Here is a 21,656-nt window from a genome sequence, read left to right as displayed (position 1 = left end):
TTCATGCATGCGGCAGGTCAGCCGGCCGAGAATCTGCTCACCGCCGCAGCCAGGTCTTCGGGCGTATCGATACCGGACGGCACCGGGCATTGCGCTTGCGCACAGGCAATGATCCAGCCGGCCGAAAGCGCCCGCAATTGTTCGAGCGACTCCAGCCGCTCGAGTTCCGATGCTGGCAGCGAGCGCCAGGCTTCCAGCGCGCCGGCCCGGTAGGCGTAGAGGCCCAGATGCGCGCGGGCCGCCGGACCGGGCCAGCCGCCGTCGCGCACGTGCGGGATCGGGCTGCGCGAGAAGTACAGCGCCCTGCCGCGACCGTCGACGACCAGCTTGACGATGTTGGGATCGCCCCACTCCGCCGCATGGCCGAGGGCGCGCCACAGGGTTGCCATCCGCGCCTCGGGCTGCGCATCGAGCAGGCCGGCGACCTGGCGCAGGCAGGCTGACGGCATCTCCGGCTCGTCGCCCTGGAGATTGACCACGATGTCCTCACCGGCCAGGCCCAGCAAACCGGCGGCCTCGGCCAGGCGGTCGGTGCCCGAGCGATGATCGTGGCGGGTCATGACCACCTCACCACCGTCGCTGCGCACGAGCTCGGCCACTTCCTCGCTGTCGGTGGCCACATGCACGCTGGCCGCACCGGCCAGCCGGGCCCGATCGCATACGCGCAGGATCAGCGCCCGCCCGGCCAGGTCGGCCAGGGGCTTGCGCGGCAGGCGCGTGGACGCCAGGCGCGCCGGGATCAGGACATGAAAATCGCTCATGGACGGAATTCTCGCACATGCTCGAGCACGGCCTCGCAAACTGCCTCGGGCAAGCGGGCCTCGATCGGCAGCACCCAGGTTTCCGGCGCCCGGTCGAGGCGCTCGAGCTTGACCGCGTCCTTCTCCGTCACGATCAGCGGTCCGCGCAGCTGCGCCAGTTCGTCCGATGTGAAGACGTGATGGTCGGAAAAAGGCCTGCGGCGGAATCGAAATCCCAGGGCCTCGAGCAGGGCAAAGAAGCTGTCGGGATTACCGATCGCACACACGGCATCGAATTCCATCCGCGGCACCGTCAGCCCGCCATCGGCCTGTGCTCCCAGTCGGTAAGGCCGGCCCGGCACGACGGCAAAGGGCAACCCCCCGGATTCGGATTCCTCGCCGCGCTCGCCACTGTTCTTGACCAGGATCGAGTCGATCGATTCCAGCCGATCGAGCGGCTGGCGGAGTGGCCCTGCCGGCAACAGCAGACCGTTGCCGAAGCCCCGCAGGCCGTCGACAACGCAGATCTCGTAGCTCCTCGGTAGCGCGGGGTGCTGGAGGCCGTCATCGGCGAGCACCACGTCGGCCCCGCCGGCGCAGGCGGCCTGCAGGGCGGCGCGCCGATCGCGGCAGACCCACACGGCGCAACCCGCCCGTCGCGCCAGCAGCACGGGCTCGTCGCCGACTTGCCCGGGATCGCTTGATGCGGTGACCGCCCGCGGTTGATCGGTGGCACGGCCGCCATAGCCGCGGCTGATGACCGCCGGAGCGTAGCCGGAGCGGGCGAGCAATCTCGCCAGGGCGGCCACCACCGGCGTCTTGCCGCTGCCGCCGACGGTGATATTGCCGACGACGATGACCGGGCACGGCGGCCGTTCCAGCGGCCTGCGCCAGCGCCTGGCCGAAACCGCACGGTAGAGGGGAACGAGCGCGCGCAGCCACAGCGGCGACCGGCGCCGCGCGTACCACTGCCCGGTCAGGTACCGCTCGAAGTGCGCCCTCACTGCCGGTCAGGCACCGGCAAGCTGAAGCCGGTGCAAGTAGCGGTAAAGGCCATCGTCGCGTTCGAGCAACTCGGCATGCGAGCCCGACTCGACCACGCGGCCCTGGTCGAGCACGACGACCTGGTTGGCCTTCTGGACGGTGGCAAGGCGATGCGCGATGACCAACGTGGTGCGGTTTTCCATCAGCACCTCGAGTGCATCCTGCACGGCCTGCTCCGACTCGGCGTCCAGCGCCGATGTGGCCTCGTCGAGTATCAGGATGGGCGCGTCCTTGAGCACGGCGCGGGCGATCGCGATGCGCTGGCGCTGGCCGCCCGAGAGCAGGGATCCGTCCTCGCCGATCGGCGTATCCAGTCCACGCGGCAGCCGCTCGATGAACTCCATGGCATGCGCGGCACGGGCGGCTTCCTCGATCTGTTCGCGCGTGGCGCCGACCAGTCCGCCGTAAGCGATATTGCGTCCGATGGTGTCGTTGAACAGCACCACGTCCTGGCTGACCAGCGCGATACGGCTGCGCAGCGCAGCCAGCCCGAAGTCGCGAATATCGACGTCGTCGATCAGGATTCGGCCGGCCGCCGGCTGGTAGAAGCGCGGCAGCAGCTTGACGATCGTGCTCTTGCCCGAGCCCGAACGCCCCACCAGCGCGGTCACCTGGCCGGCGGGAATGTGCAGATCCAGTTCGACCAGCGCCGATTCGCTCGCGTCCGGATAGGAAAAGGACACGTTCTCGAAGCGGATATCGCCGTGCACCCGATCCGGCTCGTAGTTGCCCTGGTCGGGTTCTCCGGGCGTGTCGACGACCCGGAAGATGCTTTCGGCGGCTGCCACGCCGCGCTCGATGGTGACGTGCATCTTCGTCAGGCGCTTGAGCGGCGGAATGGTGGCCGCCAGCGCTGCCAGTACCGACATGAAGATACCGGCGGTGACGGTGTCGCCCATCAGCTCGCTGGCGGCGACCACCAGCAGGACCACCAGGGCCACACCGGCCGCCATCTGCACCAGCGAGGACGACAACAGTTGCGTGCCGACCAGGCGAAGATGCAGCCGTCGATTGCTTTCGTTGATGCCGTGAAACTTGTCGCGTTCGTGCTGCTGGCCACCGAAGACCTTGACCACCTGGTGTCCGTTGACCGCCTCCTCGGTGATGTGAGTGACGTCACCCATGGAGTCCTGGATGTTGGTCGATATGCGCCGGAAGTGCCGGCTGATCACGAAAGCGATGACCGCAATCACCGGCAGCAGCAGCAACAGCGACAGCGTCAGTCGCCAGGACTGGATCAGCATGACGCCGAACAGCGCCACGACGGTCATGACATCACGCGATACGCCGATCAGCGCCTTGGTCGCCGCCTCGGCGACCTGTTCGGTGTTGTAGGTCACCCGCGAAATCATCTGCCCCGAGGACTCCCGGTCGAAGTAGGCGGCCGGCAACTCGAGGTAGCGATCGAACAGCGCATTGCGCAAATCCGCGATCAGTTTGCGCCCGACCCACTGCATGCCGAACTCGCCGCCGAAATTACCGATCACGCGCAGGATCAGCGACAGAAAGACGAGCGCCGGCAGCAGGTAATTGAACTCCGGATTGGGGTTGGCGATGGTGTCGTCGATCAGCGGCCGCAGCAGGTAGAAAAACAGGCCCTGCCCGGCCGCATCGAGCGCGACCGCGAACAATGCCAGGCCGAAGATCAGGCGGTGCTTGAGCACCATGCTCAGCAAGCGGCGATAGACCTGCCCGCCGGTCATGCCGGTCGACTCGGTCATTGCGTCGCCTCCTCGACGGCGGCGATGCTCACCCTGCGGATGCCTTCGGCAGCGGCCGAATCGAGCACTCGCACGACCAGCCGGTGCGGGGCCTCGGCGTCCGCGCGGATGACCAGCACGGCTTCGGGATTGTCGCGAAAACGCTGCGCGATGGCGGCCTGAACGGTCGCCTGGCGCTCGTCGACCAGCTCTTCGTCGCCGACGAACAGGCGCCCGTCATCGGTCACGATGAACTCGACCACATCCGGCACCGATTCGGTCTCGGCCGTGCTCGCTTCCGGCAGATCGAGACGCAGCAGGGACTGCCGCTCGAAAGTGGTCGAAACCATGAAGAAGATCAGCAAAAGAAACACCACGTCGATCAGCGACGTGAGATTGATCTCCGGCTCCTCGTATTCTTCCTTCTGCAGTTTCATGCCTGTTGCTTTCAGACGGCGGCTTGCGGACGCTTGCGCTCGATGGTGTGCAAAAGCTCCATCGACTGCTGTTCCATCTCGACGACGTAGGCGCGAACCAGGCCGCGAAAATAGCGATAGAAGAAATAGCTCGGGATCGCCACGGTCAGACCCGCGGCGGTGGTGATCAGCGCCTGCGAGATGCCGCCGGCCAGCTGGTTGGGATCACCCACGCCGTGAATCATGATCGCGGAGAAGACTTCGATCATGCCGATGACCGTACCCAGCAACCCCAGCAAAGGCGTGATGCCCGCGATGGTGCCAAGCGTATTGAGAAAACGCTCGAGTTCGTGCACGACGTGCCGACCGGTGTCCTCGACCGAGTCCTTGATCACCTCGCGCTCGCGCCGGCGGTTGACCAGGGCCGCGGCCAGAACCCGGCCGAGGGGCGAACTGCGCTGGAGCTGCTCGATATGCTGCCGGTCCAGTTCACGCTGCGCCGCCCACTGCCGAACCCGCTCGAGGATTCCGGCGGGCAGCACGCGTTTGCGGCGCAGGTTGACGAATCGTTCGATGATGATGGCGGCGGCGATGATGGAGCAGGCCAGAATAGGCACCATCAGCCATCCACCCGCGAAGACGATTTCGAGCATTTTCGGAGATTGTCCCGACGGTCGGCTTGTCCAGCGCGCATGATAACGGGTTTGAACCGTATTCGTCGCGTCGCCTCAGGGGCAGCCGGCGCGCATTTTCCAGAAGCGCGGCCTGAGCGTGGCAAGCGACCTTGCAATAGGCGCGCGCCCCGGCTGCAACACAACGCGCACGGCACCGCAGCGCCCCGTGGTCACCCAGTCGATACCCAGGGATTCGAGCCGATCCCGGGTTTCGGGGTGCACGCGGCCGAAGCGGTCGTAACGGGCGACCGAGGCCAGGGCCAGCCGTGGCCGGACGGTCGCGAGGAACACCGTGCTACTACCGTCCCGATGACCTCCGGCGGGCAACTGCAGGACATCGGCCGGCGGGCCGCTCCACTGCGTCACCAGGCGCGCTTCGACATCCGCATCGATGCCGCCGGTCAGCAGCAACCCACCGCCGGGACCGCTGACGTGCAGCACGCACGACGAGTTTCCGCCGAGATCCGGCAACGCCGCGCTGGGGTGCAGGAAGCGGAAGCGATAGGCGCCCGAGGTCCAGCCGCCGCCGATTCGGCAGGGCCGTGCCCCCTCGATCCCGTTGCCGAAAACCGTCGTCCCCTCGCCCGTCACGGAGGCCAGGCCGCCGGCGTGGCCCCGGTGATCATGCGAAACGACAACGCGGTCGACGGCGTCGATCCGCCACTGCTGCATGGCCTCGGGAAGAATCCTGGAAATCGCGTCACCGCCCGCCCCGTCTCCCGGCCCGGTGTCGTAGAGCAGGGTTTCGTCCTGCGTCCGAACCAGCACGGCAAGGCCGTTGCCAACGTCGAGAAACCACGCATCGAGCTGATCATCGACCGCCTTCGGTCCCGCCGGCCACAGCAAGGGCAGCAGCAAGACGGCACCCAGTCCGCGCGCCGGCCACCCGCTTGGCGCGATCAGCCAGGCCGCGCCCAGGGCCGCGAGCGGAACGCTCCAGGCCGGCCCGGCGGACAGCGGCACGTGGGTGGCCGTCAGACCCTGCAACCATTCCAGCACGGCCAGCAAGACCGCCAGCCCCTCGTCGGCCAGAGCAGCCACTCCAAACGCCGGCAACCCGGTGAGCATCGTCACCAGGTCGACCAGCAGGGCTGGCAGGATCACCAGGCCCATCAGCGGGATTGCAACGAGATTCGCCAGCAAGGCGCCCGGAACGAGCTGACCGAACAGGCCCACGTTCAGCGGCAGCAAGCCCACGAGCAGGATCAATTGTGCGCGAAACAGGCCCGCCAGCCACGATCCCGGGCCCGACGGTCGCCAGGCGAAGGCCCAGATCAGAACGGCCACGGCCGCGAAGGACAGCCAGAAGCCCATCGCCAGGGGTGAGAGGGGATCGAACAGCAGCACCGCAAGCAGCGCCAGCAAGAGCGCGTGACCGGGCGGCACCGATCGCCTTGCCAGAAGTGCCACGGCGAGAACGGCCAGCATCACCAGGGCGCGCTGGGTCGGCAGCGTGAACCCGGCCAGGCCGGCGTAGACCAGCGCCGCCGCCAGTCCAGCCAGGACGCCCACCCGCCGGCGATCGACCCGCCCGGCCCACAAGCCCAGCGGCGCCGCCAGCCAGCCGGCCACAAGCCCGACCAGGCCCGCCACCATGCCGATGTGCAGCCCAGAGATGGCCAGCAGATGGGCCGTGCCCGTCTGCCGAAGGCGTTCGGACAGTTCCGGACGCATGCCGGAACGATCGGCGATGCCGAGCGCGCGCTTGAGCGCAGCAACGTCGCGGTCGGTGGTTTCTGACTGGAGAATGTCGCTCAGGCGCTGGCGCTGGCGGTCGAGCCAGCGCTTGCCGGGATCATTCGCCAGCAGCCGCGGCTGGCCGCGCACGCTGCCCACGGCGCCGACCCGCTGCGCCATCAGGTAGCGCTGGTAATCGAATCCGCCGGGGTTGTCCCGGCCCGTCGGTGGCTTGAGCCGGAGATCCATGCGCCAGCGACTGCCTGGCTCCAGCCGCCTGAAGGGGCGATACCAGCGCACCTGGACCCGCTCGGGCGGCGCGTGCACACCCTGCCATTCCTCGACCGCCAGCACGAAGCGCTGGCTTTGGCCCGCGCGCCGCGGCAGATCGACGATCGTGCCGGTCACTTCGACGACCTCGCCGGCAAGCTCGCTCGGCCATTGCCGATCGATCTGCCACTGGGCCGCGGCAAGAAACCACAAGGCGCCCAGGACGAATACAGCGGTCAATCGGGTGGCGTCGAAGGCGCAGAAGATGCCGACCACGACGGCCAGCAGCAGCAGGCTACCGAGTCCCGGCAGCGACGGCAGCCAGGAGGCAAGCAGGCAGCCGCACACGAAGGCCAGTGCCAGACGCCCGCCCCCGCCGAGCATGGATCAGTCGATGGGAACGAGCTGACCGCCGGTCATCTCCAGGCGCCGATCCATGCGTCCGGCCAGCTGCGGGTCGTGGGTGACGAGAACGACGCTGGTGCGAAACTCGCGGTTGAGCTCGAGCATCAGCTCGTAGACCTGGGCGGCATTGCGTTCGTCGAGGTTGCCGGTGGGCTCGTCGCCCAGCACGCAGGCCGGGCGGTTGATCAGCGCCCGCGCGACCGCCGCGCGCTGGCGCTCGCCGCCGGACAGCTCGCCCGGCTTGTGGGTCAGGCGCTCGCCCAAGCCGACACGCTCGAGCAGTGCAGTAGCCTGCGCCTCGGCCTCGCCGGCGCTACGGCCGGCGATCAACAGCGGCATGGCCACGTTCTCGAGCGCGGTGAATTCCGGCAGCAGATGGTGAAACTGGTAGACGAACCCCAGGTGGCGGTTGCGCAGCACGGCCCGGCGCGACTCGTCGGCTCGCGCCATATCCTCGCCGGCGACCTCGACGGTTCCCGCGGTCGGCTTGTCGAGCCCGCCGAGCAGGTGCAACAGCGTGCTCTTGCCGACGCCGGAGGCGCCCAGAATCGCCACCTGCTCACCGGCACGAATATCGAGATCGACGCCGCTGAGCACCTGCAGTTCGCTGCGGCCCTGGACGAAGGTCCGGGTCAGACCCTGCGCCCGGATGACGAGTTCACTCATGGCGCAGCGCCTCCACCGGTTCGGTCCGTGCCGCCCGCCAGGCGGGATAGATGGTCGACAGCAGCGACAGCACCAGGGCAACCCCGCCGAACTTGAACACGTCGCCCCAGCGCAGTTCCGAGGGCAGGTCGCTGATGTAGTAGACCTCGGCGGAGAGAAAATCGGTGCTCAGAAACGCCTCCAGGGCAGCGACGAGATCCTCGACGTTGAGCGCCAGGGCGACCCCGGCGACGATGCCCAGCAGCGTTCCGATGATGCCGATCAGCGAGCCCTGCACGATGAAGATGCCCATGATGCTCCTCGGCCCGAGCCCCATGGTCTTGAGGATGGCGATGTCGGCCTGCTTGTCGGTGACCACCATGACCAGGGTGGAGATGATGTTGAACGCCGCCACGGCGATGATCAGCGACAGGATGATGAACATCACGGTCTTCTCGGTCTTCACGGCGCGGAAGAAGTTGGCATGCTGCTGCGTCCAGTCACGGACGCGGTGCATGCCGCCGAGCTGATCGCTCAGTTCCCAGGCGATCGAACGAGCCTGCATCATGTCATCGAACTTCAGCCGGATGCCACCGACCTGGTCCTCGAGGCGGAACAGCCGCTGGGCGTCGCGGTAATGCATGACGGCCAGGGCCGTATCGTACTGCTGCACCCCGGCCTCGAATATACCGGCGACCTCGAATCGCCGAACCTGCGGTACCACGCCGGCCGGCGTGGCCCGGATCTCGGGGGCGAAGATGGTCACCGAATCCCCTTCGCGCACTCCAAGGCGCGTGGCCAGGCCGGCCCCGAGTATCACACGCCACTCCCCCGGCACGAGCGTTTCCAGCCCGCTGTGGCGCATCAACTCGCCGATCTCCGAGACCTGCGGCTCCCGCTCGGGATCGATGCCGCGGACCTGCGCGCCGGCCGTACTGCGCCCCTTCATCAGGGTTTCCTGCTCCACGTAGGGTGCGGCACCGACGACCGAGGGGTGTCGCTCGACCTGTTCGAGCAGTGACTGCCAGCCCGGCAGGCGCCGCTCCTGCCCCTCGATCGTGGCGTGCGAGATCATGCCGAGGATGCGCTCGCGCAGCTCCTGCTCGAAGCCGTTCATCACGCTCAGCACGGTGATCAGCACCATCACGCCCAGCGCGATGCCGCCCATGGAGATCAGCGAGATGAAGGAGATGAAGTGATTGCTCCGCTTGGCGCGCAGGTAACGCAGGCCGACGAAGATGCTCAGGGGCTGGTACATTCGCTAGCGATTTCCTGTTTCAGGCTCAGCCTTGGCCCGATCGGAGTCGGTCGAGCACGGCCGAGAGTTCGTCGGGCAACGGAGCGGAAAAGACCTGCTCCGAGGGCCAGGGCAGCTTGAGATAGTGCGCATGCAGGAACAACCTGCTCAGACCCTCCGGCGCTGCGTGCTGATTGTACCGCTCGTCACCGGCCAGGGGATGATCGATGCTGGCGGCGTGCGCCCGGATCTGGTGCGTGCGGCCCGTTTCGATGCGAACCTCGACGTAGCTGTATCCCCCAAGCCGCTCGAGCACCTTGAAGTGCGTAAGCGCCGACTGGCCGTCGGGCGCGGCGATGACGCGGCGCTGACCGCTGGCGTCCTTCACCTTCTTGAGCGGCGCATCCACGCTCAGGCGGTCTTGCGGCAGCTCCCCGTGCAGGAGCGCAAGGTAGCGCTTTTCGACCGCATGGGAGGCAAAGGCCCGCTGCAGTTCACGCGCGGCCCGGTGATTTCGAGCGACCGCGAGCACGCCGCTGGTTGCCCGGTCGAGGCGATGCACCGGCCGATAGCCCTGCCCCATGCGCGCCAGCACATCCATCAAGCCCCAGTTGAGCCCACTGCCACCCTGCACCGCCACACCGGCCGGCTTGTCCAGCACAAGGACATCATCGTCCTGCGCAATCACGCAGGCACGGATCCGGGCAGCCATGCCGTCGGGAACGCGACGCGCTTCCGGGGGCTCGCTCGCGACGGGTGGAACCCGGATCTCGTCGCCGGACTTCAGCTTCTGCATCGGTTTGGCGCGGCGGCCGTTGACGCGGACCTGGCCGGTCCGTACCAGTCGATACACCAGGCCGCGCGGCACCGAACCCAGCTCGCCCATCAGGAAATTGTCCAGCCGCTGGCCAGCACGATCGTCGCCGACGGCCACGTGCCGGACGCCCGGACCCTTCTTGCTGCCGTTCATCGAGCTCCCGCTGTGTGGTGGATTGGCCGATCGACGATGGCTATCGTCGCAAAGCGATCAATGATAAAATAACAAGATCAGGCGCATGTGTGGTCTTGCCGATACGTTCGGCCGAACAAGTTCGGACCCGCATGAACCCGATCGCGGATGCTGTCACACCCGCCCATGCCGACACAAGCGGCATCGGCACGGCCCCGAGAGGCCAGGTGCGGCTTTCGCCACCAGAACCATTTGCTCAACTCCCGACCGGCCAGGGGCCAGATCCGGGAGCGGTCCGGACAGGACCATTTCGATTTGCACGGCCACCGGGTCCGATTCGGCCCGGTTGCGGCAGATAGACAACGCGCGCCGCCGGTTTCCGCGAAAGATGCGAGAGCTTCCGGCGGCCTGAAACGAAGATTATGCGCTCCCGGACCGGCCGAAGCACGGTCACCGGGTGCAGTGTCGGATTTTGCAGGCCAGCGCCTCGCGCGGCCGCATGCAGACCAGGCTCGCCGCAGCGCGAATGCGGCGACTCGAGCAAGTACTTGGGCCGCAAGGCCCGGTGACAATCGATACAGGCTGGTTTGCCCGCTCCGGTTTCGCTTTGCGGAACCCGGCCCTATCCGGCAATGCTTCTCCAAGACCCCTGCTCGTGGCGGTCGGGAGCGCCGGAGGAACAATAATGAAACGCATGCTGATCAACGCGACTCAGCCGGAAGAGTTGCGCGTAGCCATAGCCGATGGCCAGACCCTGCTCGACCTCGACATCGAGGTGCCCGCCCAGGAGCAGAAGAAATCCAACATCTACAAGGGCCGAATCACGCGGGTCGAGCCCAGCCTCGACGCCTGCTTCGTGGAGTTCGGCTCCGAGCGGCACGGTTTCCTGTCGATGAAGGAAATCAGCCGCGAGTACTTCAGCGAAACGGCGATCAAGGCGCTCGAGGCCGGTGAACGCATCGAAATCAAGGATGCGGTGCAGGGCGGCCAGGAAGTGATCGTCCAGGTCGACAAGGAGGAACGCGGGACCAAGGGCGCCGCTCTGACCACCTTCGTTTCCCTGGCCGGGCGCTACCTGGTGCTGATGCCCAACAATCCGCGTGCCGGCGGCGTGTCGCGCCAGATCACCCGTGACGAGCGCAAGGAACTGCTCGACACGATCAAGGAGATCGAGATCCCCGGCGGCATGGGCTGCATCGTGCGCACCGCAGGCGTCGGCCGCGAGCGCGACGAGCTGCAGTGGGACCTCGACTACCTGCTGCAGCTGTGGGGCGCCATCAAGGAAGCCGCCAGCAGCAAGAAGTCGCCCTTCCTGATCTACCAGGAAAGCAACCTCATCATTCGCGCCCTGCGCGATTACCTGCGCGACGATATCGGCGAGATCCTGATCGACGACGAGAAGGTCTTCGAGGATGCGCGCGAATTCATGCAGCAGGTCATGCCGCACAACCTGCGCAAGCTCAAGCTCTATCGCGACGACACGCCCCTGTTCTCCCGCTACCAGATCGAAAGTCAGATCGAATCGGCTTTCGCGCGCGAAGTGCGTCTGCCTTCCGGCGGCGCTGTCGTGATCGACCATACCGAGGCTCTGCTTTCGATCGACATCAATTCGGCGCGCGCCACGAAAGGGGCAGACATCGAGGAAACCGCGCTTCAGACCAACCTGGAGGCCGCCGACGAGATTGCGCGGCAGTTGCGCATACGCGACCTGGGCGGCCTGATCGTGATCGACTTCATCGACATGATGAGCAAGGACGCCCAGCGCCAGGTCGAAAACCGCCTGCGCGAGGCGATGAAAATGGACAAGGCGCGCGTTCAGATCGGCCGCATCTCGCGCTTCGGCCTGCTCGAGATGTCGCGCCAGCGCCTGCGTCCATCGCTGGGTGAATCGAGCTATATCACCTGCCCGCGCTGCGACGGCTACGGGGCCATTCGGTCGATCGAGTCGCTGGCCCTGTCGATCCTGCGCCTGGCCGAGGAAGAATCCATGAAAGAGAACACCTCGCGCGTGATCGTTCAGTCGCCGATCGAAGTGGCCAACTTCCTGCTCAACGAGAAACGACAGGCGACCGAGGAGATCGAAGGCCGGACCAAAGTCGGCATCACGGTCGTCGCCAACCGCTGGCTGGAAACGCCACGCTTCGAGATCCAGCGGCTTCGCACCAGCGAGTCGATCGAAGAGCCGAGCTATGCCCTGCCCAGCGGCGAGGAAATGGAGTCACTGCCGGCGCAGGTCGAAGCCCAGCCCGGCCCGGCCCCGACACCGGCTGCGGTCAGCGGCATCCAGCGCACCGCCCCGGCACCTGCACGCAAGAGCGAGCCGGCCGGCTTCGGCGCCTGGCTGAAGTCCATTCTTGTCCGACTCTTCGGCAGTTCGGACGACGACGGTCAAGATCGCAAGCGCGGCCGTCCGCAGCCGCACAAGCACGGCGGCAAACGCAGCGACAAAGCGGTCGGAAGCCCGCATCGCCACCAGGGCAAGCCGGGCGCGGGCGGCAAGAAGAAAAAGAAGAAGCCCCAGTCCGGGGGCAAAAAGAAAACGGGCGGCAAGCCGCCCAGCGATCAGAACGGCCCGCCGCAGAAGCCGGGTGACGAAAACCCGAGCCCGGACGGCGGCAGCAAGAAGAAGAAAAAGCGTCGGCGCCGGGGCGGCAAGAAGCGCCGCGGCCGCTCGGGCAGCCAGCCGCAATCACAAGATCAGAACAGCGATCGCAAGCCCGACGGCGGCACGGAGCAGAAGCCCGAGCAGAAGGCTGGACCGAAGCCTGAGCAGAAGCCCGAGCAGAAGCCTGAGCAGAAGCCTGAGCAGAAGCCCGAGCCGAAGCCCGAGCCGAAGCCCGAGCAGAAGCATGAGCAGAAGCCTGAGCAGAAACCCGAGCCGAAGCCCGAGCCGAAGCCGAAGCCTGAGCCGAAGCCTGAGCCGAAGCCTGAGCCGAAGCCTGAGCCGAAGCCTGAGCCGAAGCCTGAGTCGAAGCCTGAGCAGAAGCCCGAACAAAAGCCCGAACAAAAGCCCGAGCCGAAACGGGAGAGAAGGCCCGAGCGGGCTCCGGACGAACAGGGCGGAAACCATCGCGAAACGCGCGACGGAACGTCGGACGGCGGCTCGGACGAGTCTTCGAAGAAGTCGGAAGAAGGCCGCCGCAGCAAGGGCGCTGTTCCCGAGGGCGGGGGCATCTATCGCATCAAGGACGAGGACTGACGATCCCGCAGTGCACCCCGGTCGGGCCGCACCGCGGCCCGGCCGGGATTCAAACCTCCGAAATCAGGCCGTGGCGTAACGCCATGCGCAGCAACTCGACTTCACTGCCTACGCCCACCTTGTCGTAAATCCGGTACTTGTACGTCGCCACGGTCTTGGGGCTGACGTTGAGCACCTCGCCGATGGAATGCATCTTCATGCCCTGGGTCAGCATCAGGGCGATCTCCAGCTCGCGTCCGGTCAGTTCCTGGAATGGTGACTGCGGCGTTCCGGGCAAGAGCGATATCGCCAGTTGCTGCGAGATATCGGCGCCGATGTAGCGTTCACCCTGCACCACCTTGCGCACCGCCCGGAGCAGTTCGGCAGCATCGCAGGCCTTGGTCAGGTAACCCGACGCACCGGAATCGAGAAGTCGTGCCGGCAAGGGCGGTTCGCTGTGTGCCGTCAGCACGATCACACGCGAATCCGGTTGCGCCTTGAGCAGCCGTTCGGTGGTTTCGAGCCCCGACAGCCCTGGCAGGCCCACATCCATAAGCACCAGGTCCGGATCGAGTTCGCGCGCGAGACGAATAGCTTCCTCTCCGGTGGCCGCCTCGCCGACGACTTCCAGGTCGGGCGCACCCGCGAGTATGTTCTTCAGTCCTGTTCGAACCAGATCGTGATCGTCGACAATCAGGATTTTGGTCAATTGCCTGTCCCCGTGTTTCAGACTACCCTCCCCAAGTATCACGTTAACGCAAATGACTTTGCGAGTGAAGCACACTTGCACGCCAGTCGGTGGGCCCGACCTGACCCGAGCGCCGTGAAGAACAGAAACCACCGGACGAAAATACGGCCATGAACGAGACCGACAAGCACAACCGACCCCTGCTGGTGGCTCTGACCGGCGGCGTGGCCAGCGGCAAGACGAGCGTATCCGACCGCCTCGCCGAAAAGGGGGTTCCCGTGATCGATACCGACCTCATCGCTCGTGATGTGGTCTCGCCGGGGCACCCGGGACTGGAACGCGTCGTCGAGGCCTTCGGGTCGGAAATTCTGGACGAATCCGGCGCGCTCGACCGGCGCCGCCTGCGCGAACGCGTCTTCGCCCGACCCGAACAGCGACAGCGGCTGGAGTCCATCCTGCACCCGCTTATCGAGGAAGACGCACGGCGGCAGATCGCCGGGCACGAGTCGGCCGACTACGTAGTGCTGGTCGTTCCGCTACTGGTCGAATCGGGCCTGTTCGAAGATGCCGACCTGGTCGTGGTCGTTGATGTACCCGAATCGATACAGGTTCGCCGGCTGCTCGAACGCGACGGCGTCGATCAAGAACAGGCCGAGGCCATGCTCGCGGCACAGGCCAGCCGTGCCGAGCGACTGGCGATCGCCGACGAGGTGATCGACAACAGCGGCTCGCTGGCCGCGCTGATGCAGGCCAGCGATGCCCTGCACGATCGCCTGCGCTTGCTCAGTCGTCGCCGGGTTTCGCTTCGTGGGCCTTGATCAACTCGGCTTGCTCGTTCGAGGGCACGGCTTCGTAGTGCGAGAACGACATCGTGTAACGCCCTTCCCCGCCGGTGAGGCTCTTGAGTTCGGTCGGAAACTCGGCCAGGGCCGATAGCGGAATGGCGACCGAGATCGTGGTCAAACCGCTGCGCAGGCTTTCGGTGCCCTGAATACGCGCACGCTTGGACGCCAGCGATCCGGTCACGTCGCCCATGGCGCTGTCGGGGACGGTCACCTCCAGCTCCACCATCGGCTCGAGGATCTGGGGACCGGCGTTGGCCACGGCATCCAGAAAGGCCTTGCGTCCGGCGATCACGAAAGCCACCTCCTTGGAGTCGACCGGGTGATGCTTGCCGTCGTAGACGATCGCTTCGATGTCCTGCAGCGGATAGCCGGCGATCGCACCTTCCTCGAGCAATTGCCGCACCCCCTTTTCCACGGCGGGGATCAGGTTGCTCGGGATGGCCCCGCCTACGACCTCGGAGCTGAACTTGAAGCCCTCGCCGCGCCCGAGCGGACGCACCCGCATGAACACCTCGCCGAACTGCCCCGCTCCGCCGGATTGCTTCTTGTGACGGTAGTGCCCCTCCGCCGGCCGGGTGATGGTCTCGCGATAGGCCACGCGCGGGTTGCGCGTTTCCACATCCACGTTGTAGCGCTGCTTCAGTCGTTCGAGCATGACGCGCAGATGCATCTCGCCGAGGCCGCGAACGACGGTCTCGTTGAGTTCCTGGTTGTGCTCGACCACGAAGCAGGGATCCTCTTCGGCCAGGCGGGCCAAGGATGACGCGAGCTTCTGCTCGTCGCCGCGGGCCGTGGCCTGCACCGCAAGGCCGAACATCGGCTGCGGAAAATCGATCGGCTTGAGGTAGTAGTGATCTTCCTCGTGATTGTCGTGGAGGATGGCGTCGTAGTGCACTTCATCGACCTTGCCCAGCGCACAGATGTCGCCGGGCAAGGCCTGGTCGATCTCGATGTGCTCCTTGCCCTGGATGCGATAGAGATGCGCTGCCTTGATCGGCTTGCGGCCGTCGCCCACGTAGAGCTGCGTATCGGGCCGGATCGTGCCCTGGTAAACCCGAAAGATGCTGAGTTTGCCGGCATACGGGTCATTGGTGATCTTGAATACATGCGCGAGAACATGATCGTCGGGTTCGAGGCTCGCCGTGACGCGCTCACCGTCCGGCCCCTTGCGAAACGGCGGCGGGTTGCCTTCGAGCGGGCTCGGCAGGAGATGCCGGCAGATGCGCAGGAACTCGCCACAACCGGCGCCGGTCTGCGCCGAGGTGAAGCAGATCGGCACCAGGTGACCCTCGCGCAAGGCCTTTTCGAACGCGTCGTGCAGCGCCTGGGGGTCGATCTCCTCGCCGTCGAGGTAGCTCGACATCAGTCCCTCGTCGACTTCCACAACCTGGTCGACGATTTCGGTGTGGGCATCGCCAACGGAAAAGATATCGGTCTCACCGTCATGCTTGAAGAAGCAGTCCCGAACGCTCGCTCCATTGTCGGTCGGAAGATTGATGGGCAGGCATTCGTCGCCGAATTGCTTGCGAATATCCCGAACGAGCTGCTCGAGGTCGGCGCCCTCGGCATCCATGCGATTGATGACGATCATGCGGCAGCGCTTGCGCTGGCGCGCGCGCCGCATCAGTCGCCGAGTCGACATCTCGATGCCGGCGGCGGCGTTGATCACGATGGCAGAAGTTTCGGCCGCACTCATGGCCGCCAGCGCCTGTCCGCGAAAATCCGGGTCGCCGGGCGTATCGATGAAGTTGACGTGGGTGCCTTCGAGGGAAAGCGAGGCGATGGAAGCGTTGAGCGAATGCTGGTAGGCCTTCTCCAGGGGATCGAAATCGCTGAGCGTCGTGCCCCGCTCGAGCGAGCCCGGCTCCCCCAGCACGCCGGCCTTGACCAGCAAGGCCTCCAGCAGCGAGGTCTTGCCCGAACCCGAGTGCCCCAGCAGGGCCACGTTGCGTATTGCGCTGGTCTCGTGCTCCGCCATGCTTGTCTCCTTCGAAGCGGTAGCTGTTGCTGCATCCTAATCCAGCGGTGAGGGAATCGGCAAACGCCGTCGACCGGAAACACGACCTCACGCGCGGGTATTCAGAATCGATTCAGCGGCCACCGAATAAGCTCTCCTGCAACGCTGGATGACAGCGTTTTCCCAGTTCACGGAGATCACGATGATGAAAACGAGATGCCTGATCATGGCCGTCACGCTGGCGGCGAGCGGCCTGGTCGTCGCAGGCGGCGGTGACTACGACATGGCGCGGGTCGTCGACGTCGAACCAATTCGCGAACTGCATCGCACGCCGGTCGATCGCGAAATCTGCCGGGAGGAGACGGTCTACGTCCAGGAACGCCGTCGCTCCCACACGCCGACCGTCGTGGGCGCGATTATCGGCGGCGTGATCGGCAACCAGTTCGGTAGCGGCAGCGGTCGCGATGCCGCCACGGCCGCCGGCGCACTGCTGGGAGGATCCATCGGCCGTGACGCGTCGAAGGAACGTCGTGATCGCGCACGGCCGGTGACGCGTGAGCGCTGCGAATTCGAGCGCGACTGGCGCGAGCGAACGGTGGACCGGGGTTATCGCGTGACCTACGAGTACGGCGGCCGACTGCATCGCACGACGATGGCCCACCACCCCGGCGACACGATCCGGGTTCGCGTCTCCGTCGATCCGATCGATTGAGCCGTCGATGATGGGGCCGGGCCACCCGGCCCGGCCCCCTGATTCCTTTCTATTCGAAGGGCCCGTAGTCGAGCTCATGCGGCGGCGGATCACCGCCCTCCCCCTTGAGGTAGTGATTCATCCAGCGCATCAATCTCAGGCTGTAGTCCCAGCGGCTCGCGGCCCGGCGGTTGCCGTGTCCCTCACCCGGATAGAGCACCAGGCGCGCCGGCGGCGGATCTTCCTGCAGGGTGAGATAGCGGTAAAGAATGCGCGACTGGGTCGGATCCACGCGCGGATCGGCCGCGCCGTGCATGATCAGAATCGGCGTTTGCGCCCTCTCCACGTAACGAATCGGGCTGGCGTCGCGATACAGATCCCAGTCCTCCCACGGCCAGGTGCGGTAGTGCACCTCGTAGAGCTCCTGCGGGATGTCGGAGGTGCCGAGCATGGCAATCTTGTCGGACAGGCCGACGTTCATGACCGCTGCCGCGAATCGCTCGGAATAGTAGGTCGCACCCCAGGCGGTCGCGTAGCCGCCGTAGGACCCGCCGGTGATGCCAACGCGATCGGCGTCGACCCAGCCTTGCTCGATGAGGTGATCGACGCCGTCGACCAGGTCGTCGAACTCTTCCTTTGCCGGCCGGCCCTGGGAACTCAGGGCGAACGCCACGCCGCGCCCGGTGCTGCCGCGGTAGTTGGGGTAAAAGGTGAAATATCCCTCGGCCGCTGCGTGCTGCGCCGGCAGGTTGTAGCTGGTCAGCCAGCCGTTGGAGTAGTGGCTTTCCGGGCCGCCGTGCACTGCCAGGATCAGCGGGTAGCGCTGGCCGGCCTCGTAGTCGAGCGGCCGCACCAGCAGCCCCTGGATGACGAGACCATCGCGGGCGGTGTACTCGATCACCTGCTGCCGGGCCAGCGCCACGTCGGCCAGCCACGGGTTGCTATCGGTCAGCCGCTCGGCGCCCGTCTCGCCCAGGGCATGGAGCTCGCTGGGGTGGCGCGGCGTGGAAGCCGGAAACACGACTCGACCGCCTTGTGCCGCCACCGAACTCGCAATCAGGCCCTCTTGCGCTAGCAGGGTTTCCGGGCTGCCACCCTCGGCCGGGATGCTGCCAATGCGAGACTCGACACCCTCGTGGCTGACGAAGACAATGTCGTCGCCCTTGAAGTCGATCGCGATGACGTGCCCCTCGAGCTCGGGCATCAGGTGCCTCCACGCGCCGCCCTCATCGCCGGTGACCAGCAGCCGGCCGGCCCGGGTGTCCTTGATCGTCTCGGTCGCGATCAGGGCCAGGTGAGCGCCGTCGTCGCTCCAGGCCAGGCCGGCCAGCTTTCCGGGATTGTCGACACGACCGAGTTCTTCACCGCCCGGAGAAACGATACGAACGCGCTGGAACATGAGCGTATCGTCGACGAGCTCGCGCGGGGTCACGCGCAGGGCCAGCCGATCCCCGGCCGGGGACCAGTCGACGGCCTGGACCGAACCCTCGACTTCGACCTGGCTAGGCTCCTCGTCGCCGTCTAGGTCGTGAATCCACAGCTGTCTCGGGCGCCACTGCTCCTCGAACACGATGGCATCGAAGCCCTTCTCCCGCCGCTTCTCGACGGCTTCGGGTTCGGGCTGACCGGCCACGAGCGCCACCGAAGCGCCATCGGGCGAGAAACTGTAATCGGCCACACCGGCACCGACCGAAACGATGCGGCTCGCCTCGCCGCCGTTGACCGGAATGCCGTAAAGCGCGGCGTGCTCGTCGCCGTCTCGCTTGTCGATAAAGGTGATCGCCGAACCGTCCGGGGTCCAGCCGATGCCGCCGACATTGACTTCACCGGTGATGAAGCCGCGAACCCGGCCGCTTGCGTCGACAAGATGAAGCTCGGTCCACGCCGGCCCGTCCTCGGATTCGTCCAGGTCGCGGGGCACTTCGCGGGTAAAGGCAATGCGCTGGCCGTCCGGGGAAAGCGCAACTTCGCGAACCTGCTGGAGCTGCGCGATCTGTTCGAGCAACAGGCCCTCGGCGTGCAGCGATGAGCTGGCCAGCAGAACCAGCAGCGCAATCGTGAATCGAGTCATGTATCGGGCACCGGGTATTGGAAAGCAGGAATAAGAAGATACCAGAGACATGACATGCCGGTGTGGCCGGGACTCGGTTACACTTTTCGACCATGAAGACTTCCGCCATCTTGCTGATTGCCACGCTGACCGTTTGTGCGCCCGCCCTGCCGCTCTTCGCCCAGTCGAACGGGGAAGAAGCGACGGAAAAGGCCTTCTACCGCGTCGAGGCGATCGTGTTCACGCACGCCTCGGGACAGTCCGACGACTGGCCCATCACCGCACCGGCCGACCATACCGACGCAATCGATCCGGCGTGGCGCGCCTTCGCCCGTGACGGGCGGCTCGAACGTGCCGGCGAGGAAGCGTCCGCTTCGGATTCGGAGCTCGCAACCGCCCTGAACATCGTCGACACGCTCGCCCAGCTCGAACGTGGCGATCGCGACCTCGGCAGCGCCCTGCTCTACCCGGAACCATGGCTCGCGCTCGACGAGTTCTCCGAGACGATGCAACAAGCCCGCGACCGACTGGAACGCTCGGGCGCCTACCGGGTTCGTGCCGCACTCGCCTGGCACCAGGGCCTCGACCGGGCGGCGCAACGCCAGGCCGTCAGGATCCACGACGATCAAATCCTGAAGGCCGAATGGATCGAGCTGGCGCCGACGGGGCGGCCGCTTCGCAACGGTCGTCCCGTCCGTAACGTCTCGGAGCTCGTCCCCGCGTTCCACTACCGGCTCGACGGCAGTATTCGCCTGCGCCAGCGCCAATTCATGCACGCCGACATCGAACTACACTGGCGCGCGGGTGAGCGGGTCGGACCCGCTGCCTGGCCGCTGCCCGGCCTCGACGCGGACTACGCCGTTCATCGGCTCGCCCAGAGCCGCACCATCCGGGCCGAACGGATCGAGTATTTCGATTCCGACTGGCTCGGGCTGCTGCTAAGGGTCACCCGCCACGAACTCGATCCGGAGTCGGACGTTGCGGATACGGACGATCCGGCGCGGGAGGATTTCGACCCGAATACGCCAAGCCCATGAGATCGCGGATCTTCTCCAGCAACAGCCTGGATGAGATTTACCGGAAGCTGGTCAACGAAGAGGACGCAAGGGTTTGCCGGGACATCGACGAAGATGCCTGTCGCGTGGTGCCGGGCAACTTCTTCCTGCAGGTTCTCACGCAGTTCTTCACCAAGCTCGGCGACGCGATCGCCAACCCCAAGACCGTTCTCGCCTGGCTGCTGTCGGCGCTGGCGGCACCGGGCGTGTTTACCGCCTTCCTGGTGCCGGTGCGCGAATCCGGCTCGCTGATTCCACAGCTGGTCATCGCCAGCTTCGTGCGCCGCCAGCCCGTGCGCAAGTGGACCTTCGTGCTCGGCGCCGTACTGCAGGCGCTGGCGGTGCTGGCCATGGCGGCCGTGGCGGTCACGCTGACCGGCACGGCGGCCGGCTTCGGCCTGCTCGCGGCCCTGATCATGTTCAGCCTCGCGCGCGGCCTGTGCTCGGTCGCGTCGAAGGACGTGCTCGGCAAAACGGTGCCCAAGACCCGCCGCGGAAGGGTCGGCGGCTGGTCGGAGACCCTGGCGGGCCTGATCACCGTCGGTGTCGGCACCGTGCTGCTATTCGACGGCGGTGAATCCGGCAGCACCGGCCTGTTCCTGACGCTGCTGGTCCTGGCTGCCGGGCTGTGGCTGCTCGCCTCCGTCTCCTACGCGATGATCCGCGAGTTTCCCGGCGCGACCGAGGGCGGCGGCAACGCGCTGAGCGAAGCCCTCGAGCGCCTCGACCTGCTTCGAACCGAGCCTGACTTTCGTCGCTTCGTCCTGGCGCGTTCGCTGCTGCTGTGCTCGTCGCTCAGCGCCCCCTTCTTCATCATGCTCGCGCACGAACGAACCGAGGGCGCTGTGCTCGTACTGGGCCTGTTCGTGATCGCCGACGGCGTCGCCAGCGTTTTGTCGGCACCGTTCTGGGGCCGGTTCGCCGACGTCTCGAGCCGGCGCGTGATGATCCTGGCCGGTTCGAGCGCCGCACTGGTCGGCATGTTGCTGGTCGCCACGGTAACCGGCCTGCCGCCGCTTGCCGACAGCCCCTGGCTCTATCCCCTGTTCTTCTTCTTGCTGGCCATCGCCCATTCGGGCGTGCGGCTGGGACGCAAGACCTACATCGTCGACCTGGCCGGCGGCAACAAGCGCACGGACTACGTCGCGGTGAGCAACACCGTCATCGGCGTGGTGCTGTTGCTGACCGGCAGCGTGGGCGCCCTGACCACCGTCCTGCCCACTTCCGGCATCATCCTGATCCTGGCCGCCATGGGCCTGGCCGGCGCCTGGCTCAGCAGCCGCCTGCCCGAAACCCAGCAAGCTTGACCCACGGGATTCCGGCTTCCTCGTTGCGAAAGCAACTCGCTGTTTCGAGCATTCGGGTTTCGAACATTCGAATTTGTTTCGAATTTGGTGCTTGGAACTTGAAAATTTCGCCCCGCAGCTTGCCACCA

General features: G+C 66.2%; 17 protein-coding genes. 5 read left to right on the top strand and 12 right to left on the bottom strand.

Translation table 11 applies throughout. From position 1 onward, the window contains the following. Nucleotides 1–17 precede the first annotated feature (17 nt). From kdsB to ACDC67_RS04580, 9 genes are all read right to left on the bottom strand, one after another. Nucleotides 18–761, bottom strand: a complete 744-nt coding sequence (kdsB, locus tag ACDC67_RS04620) for a 3-deoxy-manno-octulosonate cytidylyltransferase (RefSeq protein ID WP_376691001.1) — start codon at nucleotides 759–761, stop codon at nucleotides 18–20. Continuing rightward, the gene (gene lpxK / locus ACDC67_RS04615) at nucleotides 758–1,744 is read right to left on the bottom strand and encodes a tetraacyldisaccharide 4'-kinase (protein ID WP_376691000.1); all 987 of its coding nucleotides are present in this window, start codon (nucleotides 1,742–1,744) and stop codon (nucleotides 758–760) included. The genes kdsB and lpxK overlap by 4 nt, the downstream gene beginning before the upstream one ends. A 6-nt stretch (nucleotides 1,745–1,750) precedes the next feature. Then, complete coding sequence (msbA, locus tag ACDC67_RS04610; RefSeq protein ID WP_376690999.1) at nucleotides 1,751–3,505, bottom strand: lipid A export permease/ATP-binding protein MsbA; 1,755 nt, start codon at nucleotides 3,503–3,505, stop codon at nucleotides 1,751–1,753. Beyond that, a complete protein-coding gene (locus ACDC67_RS04605) occupies nucleotides 3,502–3,921 on the bottom strand; it encodes an ExbD/TolR family protein (RefSeq protein ID WP_376690997.1) in 420 nt (139 codons plus the stop codon). The genes msbA and ACDC67_RS04605 overlap by 4 nt, the downstream gene beginning before the upstream one ends. Before the next feature lie 11 nt (nucleotides 3,922–3,932). After that, nucleotides 3,933–4,553, bottom strand: a complete 621-nt coding sequence (locus ACDC67_RS04600; protein ID WP_376690996.1) for a MotA/TolQ/ExbB proton channel family protein — start codon at nucleotides 4,551–4,553, stop codon at nucleotides 3,933–3,935. A gap of 75 nt (nucleotides 4,554–4,628) precedes the next feature. After that, a complete protein-coding gene (locus ACDC67_RS04595; protein ID WP_376690994.1) occupies nucleotides 4,629–6,905 on the bottom strand; it encodes a DNA internalization-related competence protein ComEC/Rec2 in 2,277 nt (758 codons plus the stop codon). Nucleotides 6,906–6,908: 3 nt separating this feature from the next. Beyond that, nucleotides 6,909–7,592, bottom strand: a complete 684-nt coding sequence (gene lolD / locus ACDC67_RS04590) for a lipoprotein-releasing ABC transporter ATP-binding protein LolD (RefSeq protein WP_376690992.1) — start codon at nucleotides 7,590–7,592, stop codon at nucleotides 6,909–6,911. Then, complete coding sequence (locus ACDC67_RS04585) at nucleotides 7,585–8,829, bottom strand: lipoprotein-releasing ABC transporter permease subunit (RefSeq protein WP_376690990.1); 1,245 nt, start codon at nucleotides 8,827–8,829, stop codon at nucleotides 7,585–7,587. Before ACDC67_RS04585 ends, lolD begins: the two co-directional genes overlap by 8 nt. Nucleotides 8,830–8,854: 25 nt before the next feature. Beyond that, entirely contained in the window at nucleotides 8,855–9,778 is a 924-nt protein-coding gene (locus ACDC67_RS04580) for an RluA family pseudouridine synthase (protein WP_376690988.1), read from the bottom strand. 664 nt (nucleotides 9,779–10,442) lie between these two features. On the opposite strand from ACDC67_RS04580, the gene ACDC67_RS04575 reads away from it, so the two are divergent. Beyond that, nucleotides 10,443–12,956: an Rne/Rng family ribonuclease gene (locus ACDC67_RS04575; RefSeq protein WP_376690986.1), complete on the top strand. Its 2,514-nt coding sequence runs from the start codon at nucleotides 10,443–10,445 to the stop codon at nucleotides 12,954–12,956. A gap of 49 nt (nucleotides 12,957–13,005) precedes the next feature. On the opposite strand, the gene ACDC67_RS04570 is transcribed toward ACDC67_RS04575, so the two are convergent. After that, nucleotides 13,006–13,644: a response regulator gene (locus tag ACDC67_RS04570; RefSeq protein WP_376690984.1), complete on the bottom strand. Its 639-nt coding sequence runs from the start codon at nucleotides 13,642–13,644 to the stop codon at nucleotides 13,006–13,008. Between the two features lie 149 nt (nucleotides 13,645–13,793). Between ACDC67_RS04570 and coaE the strand changes: the two genes are divergently transcribed. Beyond that, nucleotides 13,794–14,441: a dephospho-CoA kinase gene (coaE, locus tag ACDC67_RS04565; protein WP_376690982.1), complete on the top strand. Its 648-nt coding sequence runs from the start codon at nucleotides 13,794–13,796 to the stop codon at nucleotides 14,439–14,441. Here coaE and fusA read toward each other — a convergent pair. Next, complete coding sequence (gene fusA, locus ACDC67_RS04560) at nucleotides 14,407–16,446, bottom strand: elongation factor G (protein WP_376690981.1); 2,040 nt, start codon at nucleotides 16,444–16,446, stop codon at nucleotides 14,407–14,409. The two genes, coaE and fusA, sit on opposite strands and share 35 nt — an antisense overlap. A gap of 181 nt (nucleotides 16,447–16,627) precedes the next feature. Between fusA and ACDC67_RS04555 the strand changes: the two genes are divergently transcribed. Continuing rightward, nucleotides 16,628–17,137, top strand: a complete 510-nt coding sequence (locus tag ACDC67_RS04555; protein ID WP_376690979.1) for a glycine zipper 2TM domain-containing protein — start codon at nucleotides 16,628–16,630, stop codon at nucleotides 17,135–17,137. 49 nt (nucleotides 17,138–17,186) lie between these two features. Here ACDC67_RS04555 and ACDC67_RS04550 read toward each other — a convergent pair whose 3' ends face one another. Further along, nucleotides 17,187–19,187: a S9 family peptidase gene (locus ACDC67_RS04550; RefSeq protein ID WP_376690978.1), complete on the bottom strand. Its 2,001-nt coding sequence runs from the start codon at nucleotides 19,185–19,187 to the stop codon at nucleotides 17,187–17,189. 92 nt (nucleotides 19,188–19,279) lie between these two features. Here ACDC67_RS04550 and ACDC67_RS04545 point away from each other — a divergent pair, with 92 nt between their 5' ends. Both ACDC67_RS04545 and ACDC67_RS04540 read left to right on the top strand, forming a co-directional pair. After that, on the top strand, nucleotides 19,280–20,203 hold the full coding sequence (locus tag ACDC67_RS04545; RefSeq protein WP_376690976.1) for a CsiV family protein: 924 nt from the start codon (nucleotides 19,280–19,282) through the stop codon (nucleotides 20,201–20,203). Next, a complete protein-coding gene (locus ACDC67_RS04540; RefSeq protein ID WP_376690974.1) occupies nucleotides 20,200–21,528 on the top strand; it encodes an MFS transporter in 1,329 nt (442 codons plus the stop codon). Before ACDC67_RS04545 ends, ACDC67_RS04540 begins: the two co-directional genes overlap by 4 nt. The last annotated feature ends 128 nt before the right edge of the window (nucleotides 21,529–21,656 follow it).

Source organism: Wenzhouxiangella indolica, from assembly GCF_042310355.1.
In the GTDB taxonomy this organism is placed as follows: domain Bacteria; phylum Pseudomonadota; class Gammaproteobacteria; order Xanthomonadales; family Wenzhouxiangellaceae; genus Wenzhouxiangella.
This window is presented reverse-complemented; position numbering and strand designations above follow the sequence as displayed.

Excerpts from the sequence above, each read along its gene's own strand:
- kdsB (WP_376691001.1), bottom strand. The coding sequence starts at position 761 with ATGAGCGATTTTCATGTCCTGATCCCGGCGCGCCTGGCGTCCACGCGC.
- msbA (WP_376690999.1), bottom strand. The coding sequence starts at position 3,505 with ATGACCGAGTCGACCGGCATGACCGGCGGGCAGGTCTATCGCCGCTTG.
- ACDC67_RS04605 (WP_376690997.1), bottom strand. The coding sequence starts at position 3,921 with ATGAAACTGCAGAAGGAAGAATACGAGGAGCCGGAGATCAATCTCACG.
- ACDC67_RS04600 (WP_376690996.1), bottom strand. The coding sequence starts at position 4,553 with ATGCTCGAAATCGTCTTCGCGGGTGGATGGCTGATGGTGCCTATTCTG.
- ACDC67_RS04595 (WP_376690994.1), bottom strand. The coding sequence starts at position 6,905 with ATGCTCGGCGGGGGCGGGCGTCTGGCACTGGCCTTCGTGTGCGGCTGC.
- lolD (WP_376690992.1), bottom strand. The coding sequence starts at position 7,592 with ATGAGTGAACTCGTCATCCGGGCGCAGGGTCTGACCCGGACCTTCGTC.
- ACDC67_RS04585 (WP_376690990.1), bottom strand. The coding sequence starts at position 8,829 with ATGTACCAGCCCCTGAGCATCTTCGTCGGCCTGCGTTACCTGCGCGCC.
- ACDC67_RS04580 (WP_376690988.1), bottom strand. The coding sequence starts at position 9,778 with ATGAACGGCAGCAAGAAGGGTCCGGGCGTCCGGCACGTGGCCGTCGGC.
- ACDC67_RS04575 (WP_376690986.1), top strand. The coding sequence starts at position 10,443 with ATGAAACGCATGCTGATCAACGCGACTCAGCCGGAAGAGTTGCGCGTA.
- coaE (WP_376690982.1), top strand. The coding sequence starts at position 13,794 with ATGAACGAGACCGACAAGCACAACCGACCCCTGCTGGTGGCTCTGACC.
- fusA (WP_376690981.1), bottom strand. The coding sequence starts at position 16,446 with ATGGCGGAGCACGAGACCAGCGCAATACGCAACGTGGCCCTGCTGGGG.
- ACDC67_RS04555 (WP_376690979.1), top strand. The coding sequence starts at position 16,628 with ATGATGAAAACGAGATGCCTGATCATGGCCGTCACGCTGGCGGCGAGC.
- ACDC67_RS04550 (WP_376690978.1), bottom strand. The coding sequence starts at position 19,187 with ATGACTCGATTCACGATTGCGCTGCTGGTTCTGCTGGCCAGCTCATCG.
- ACDC67_RS04545 (WP_376690976.1), top strand. The coding sequence starts at position 19,280 with ATGAAGACTTCCGCCATCTTGCTGATTGCCACGCTGACCGTTTGTGCG.
- ACDC67_RS04540 (WP_376690974.1), top strand. The coding sequence starts at position 20,200 with ATGAGATCGCGGATCTTCTCCAGCAACAGCCTGGATGAGATTTACCGG.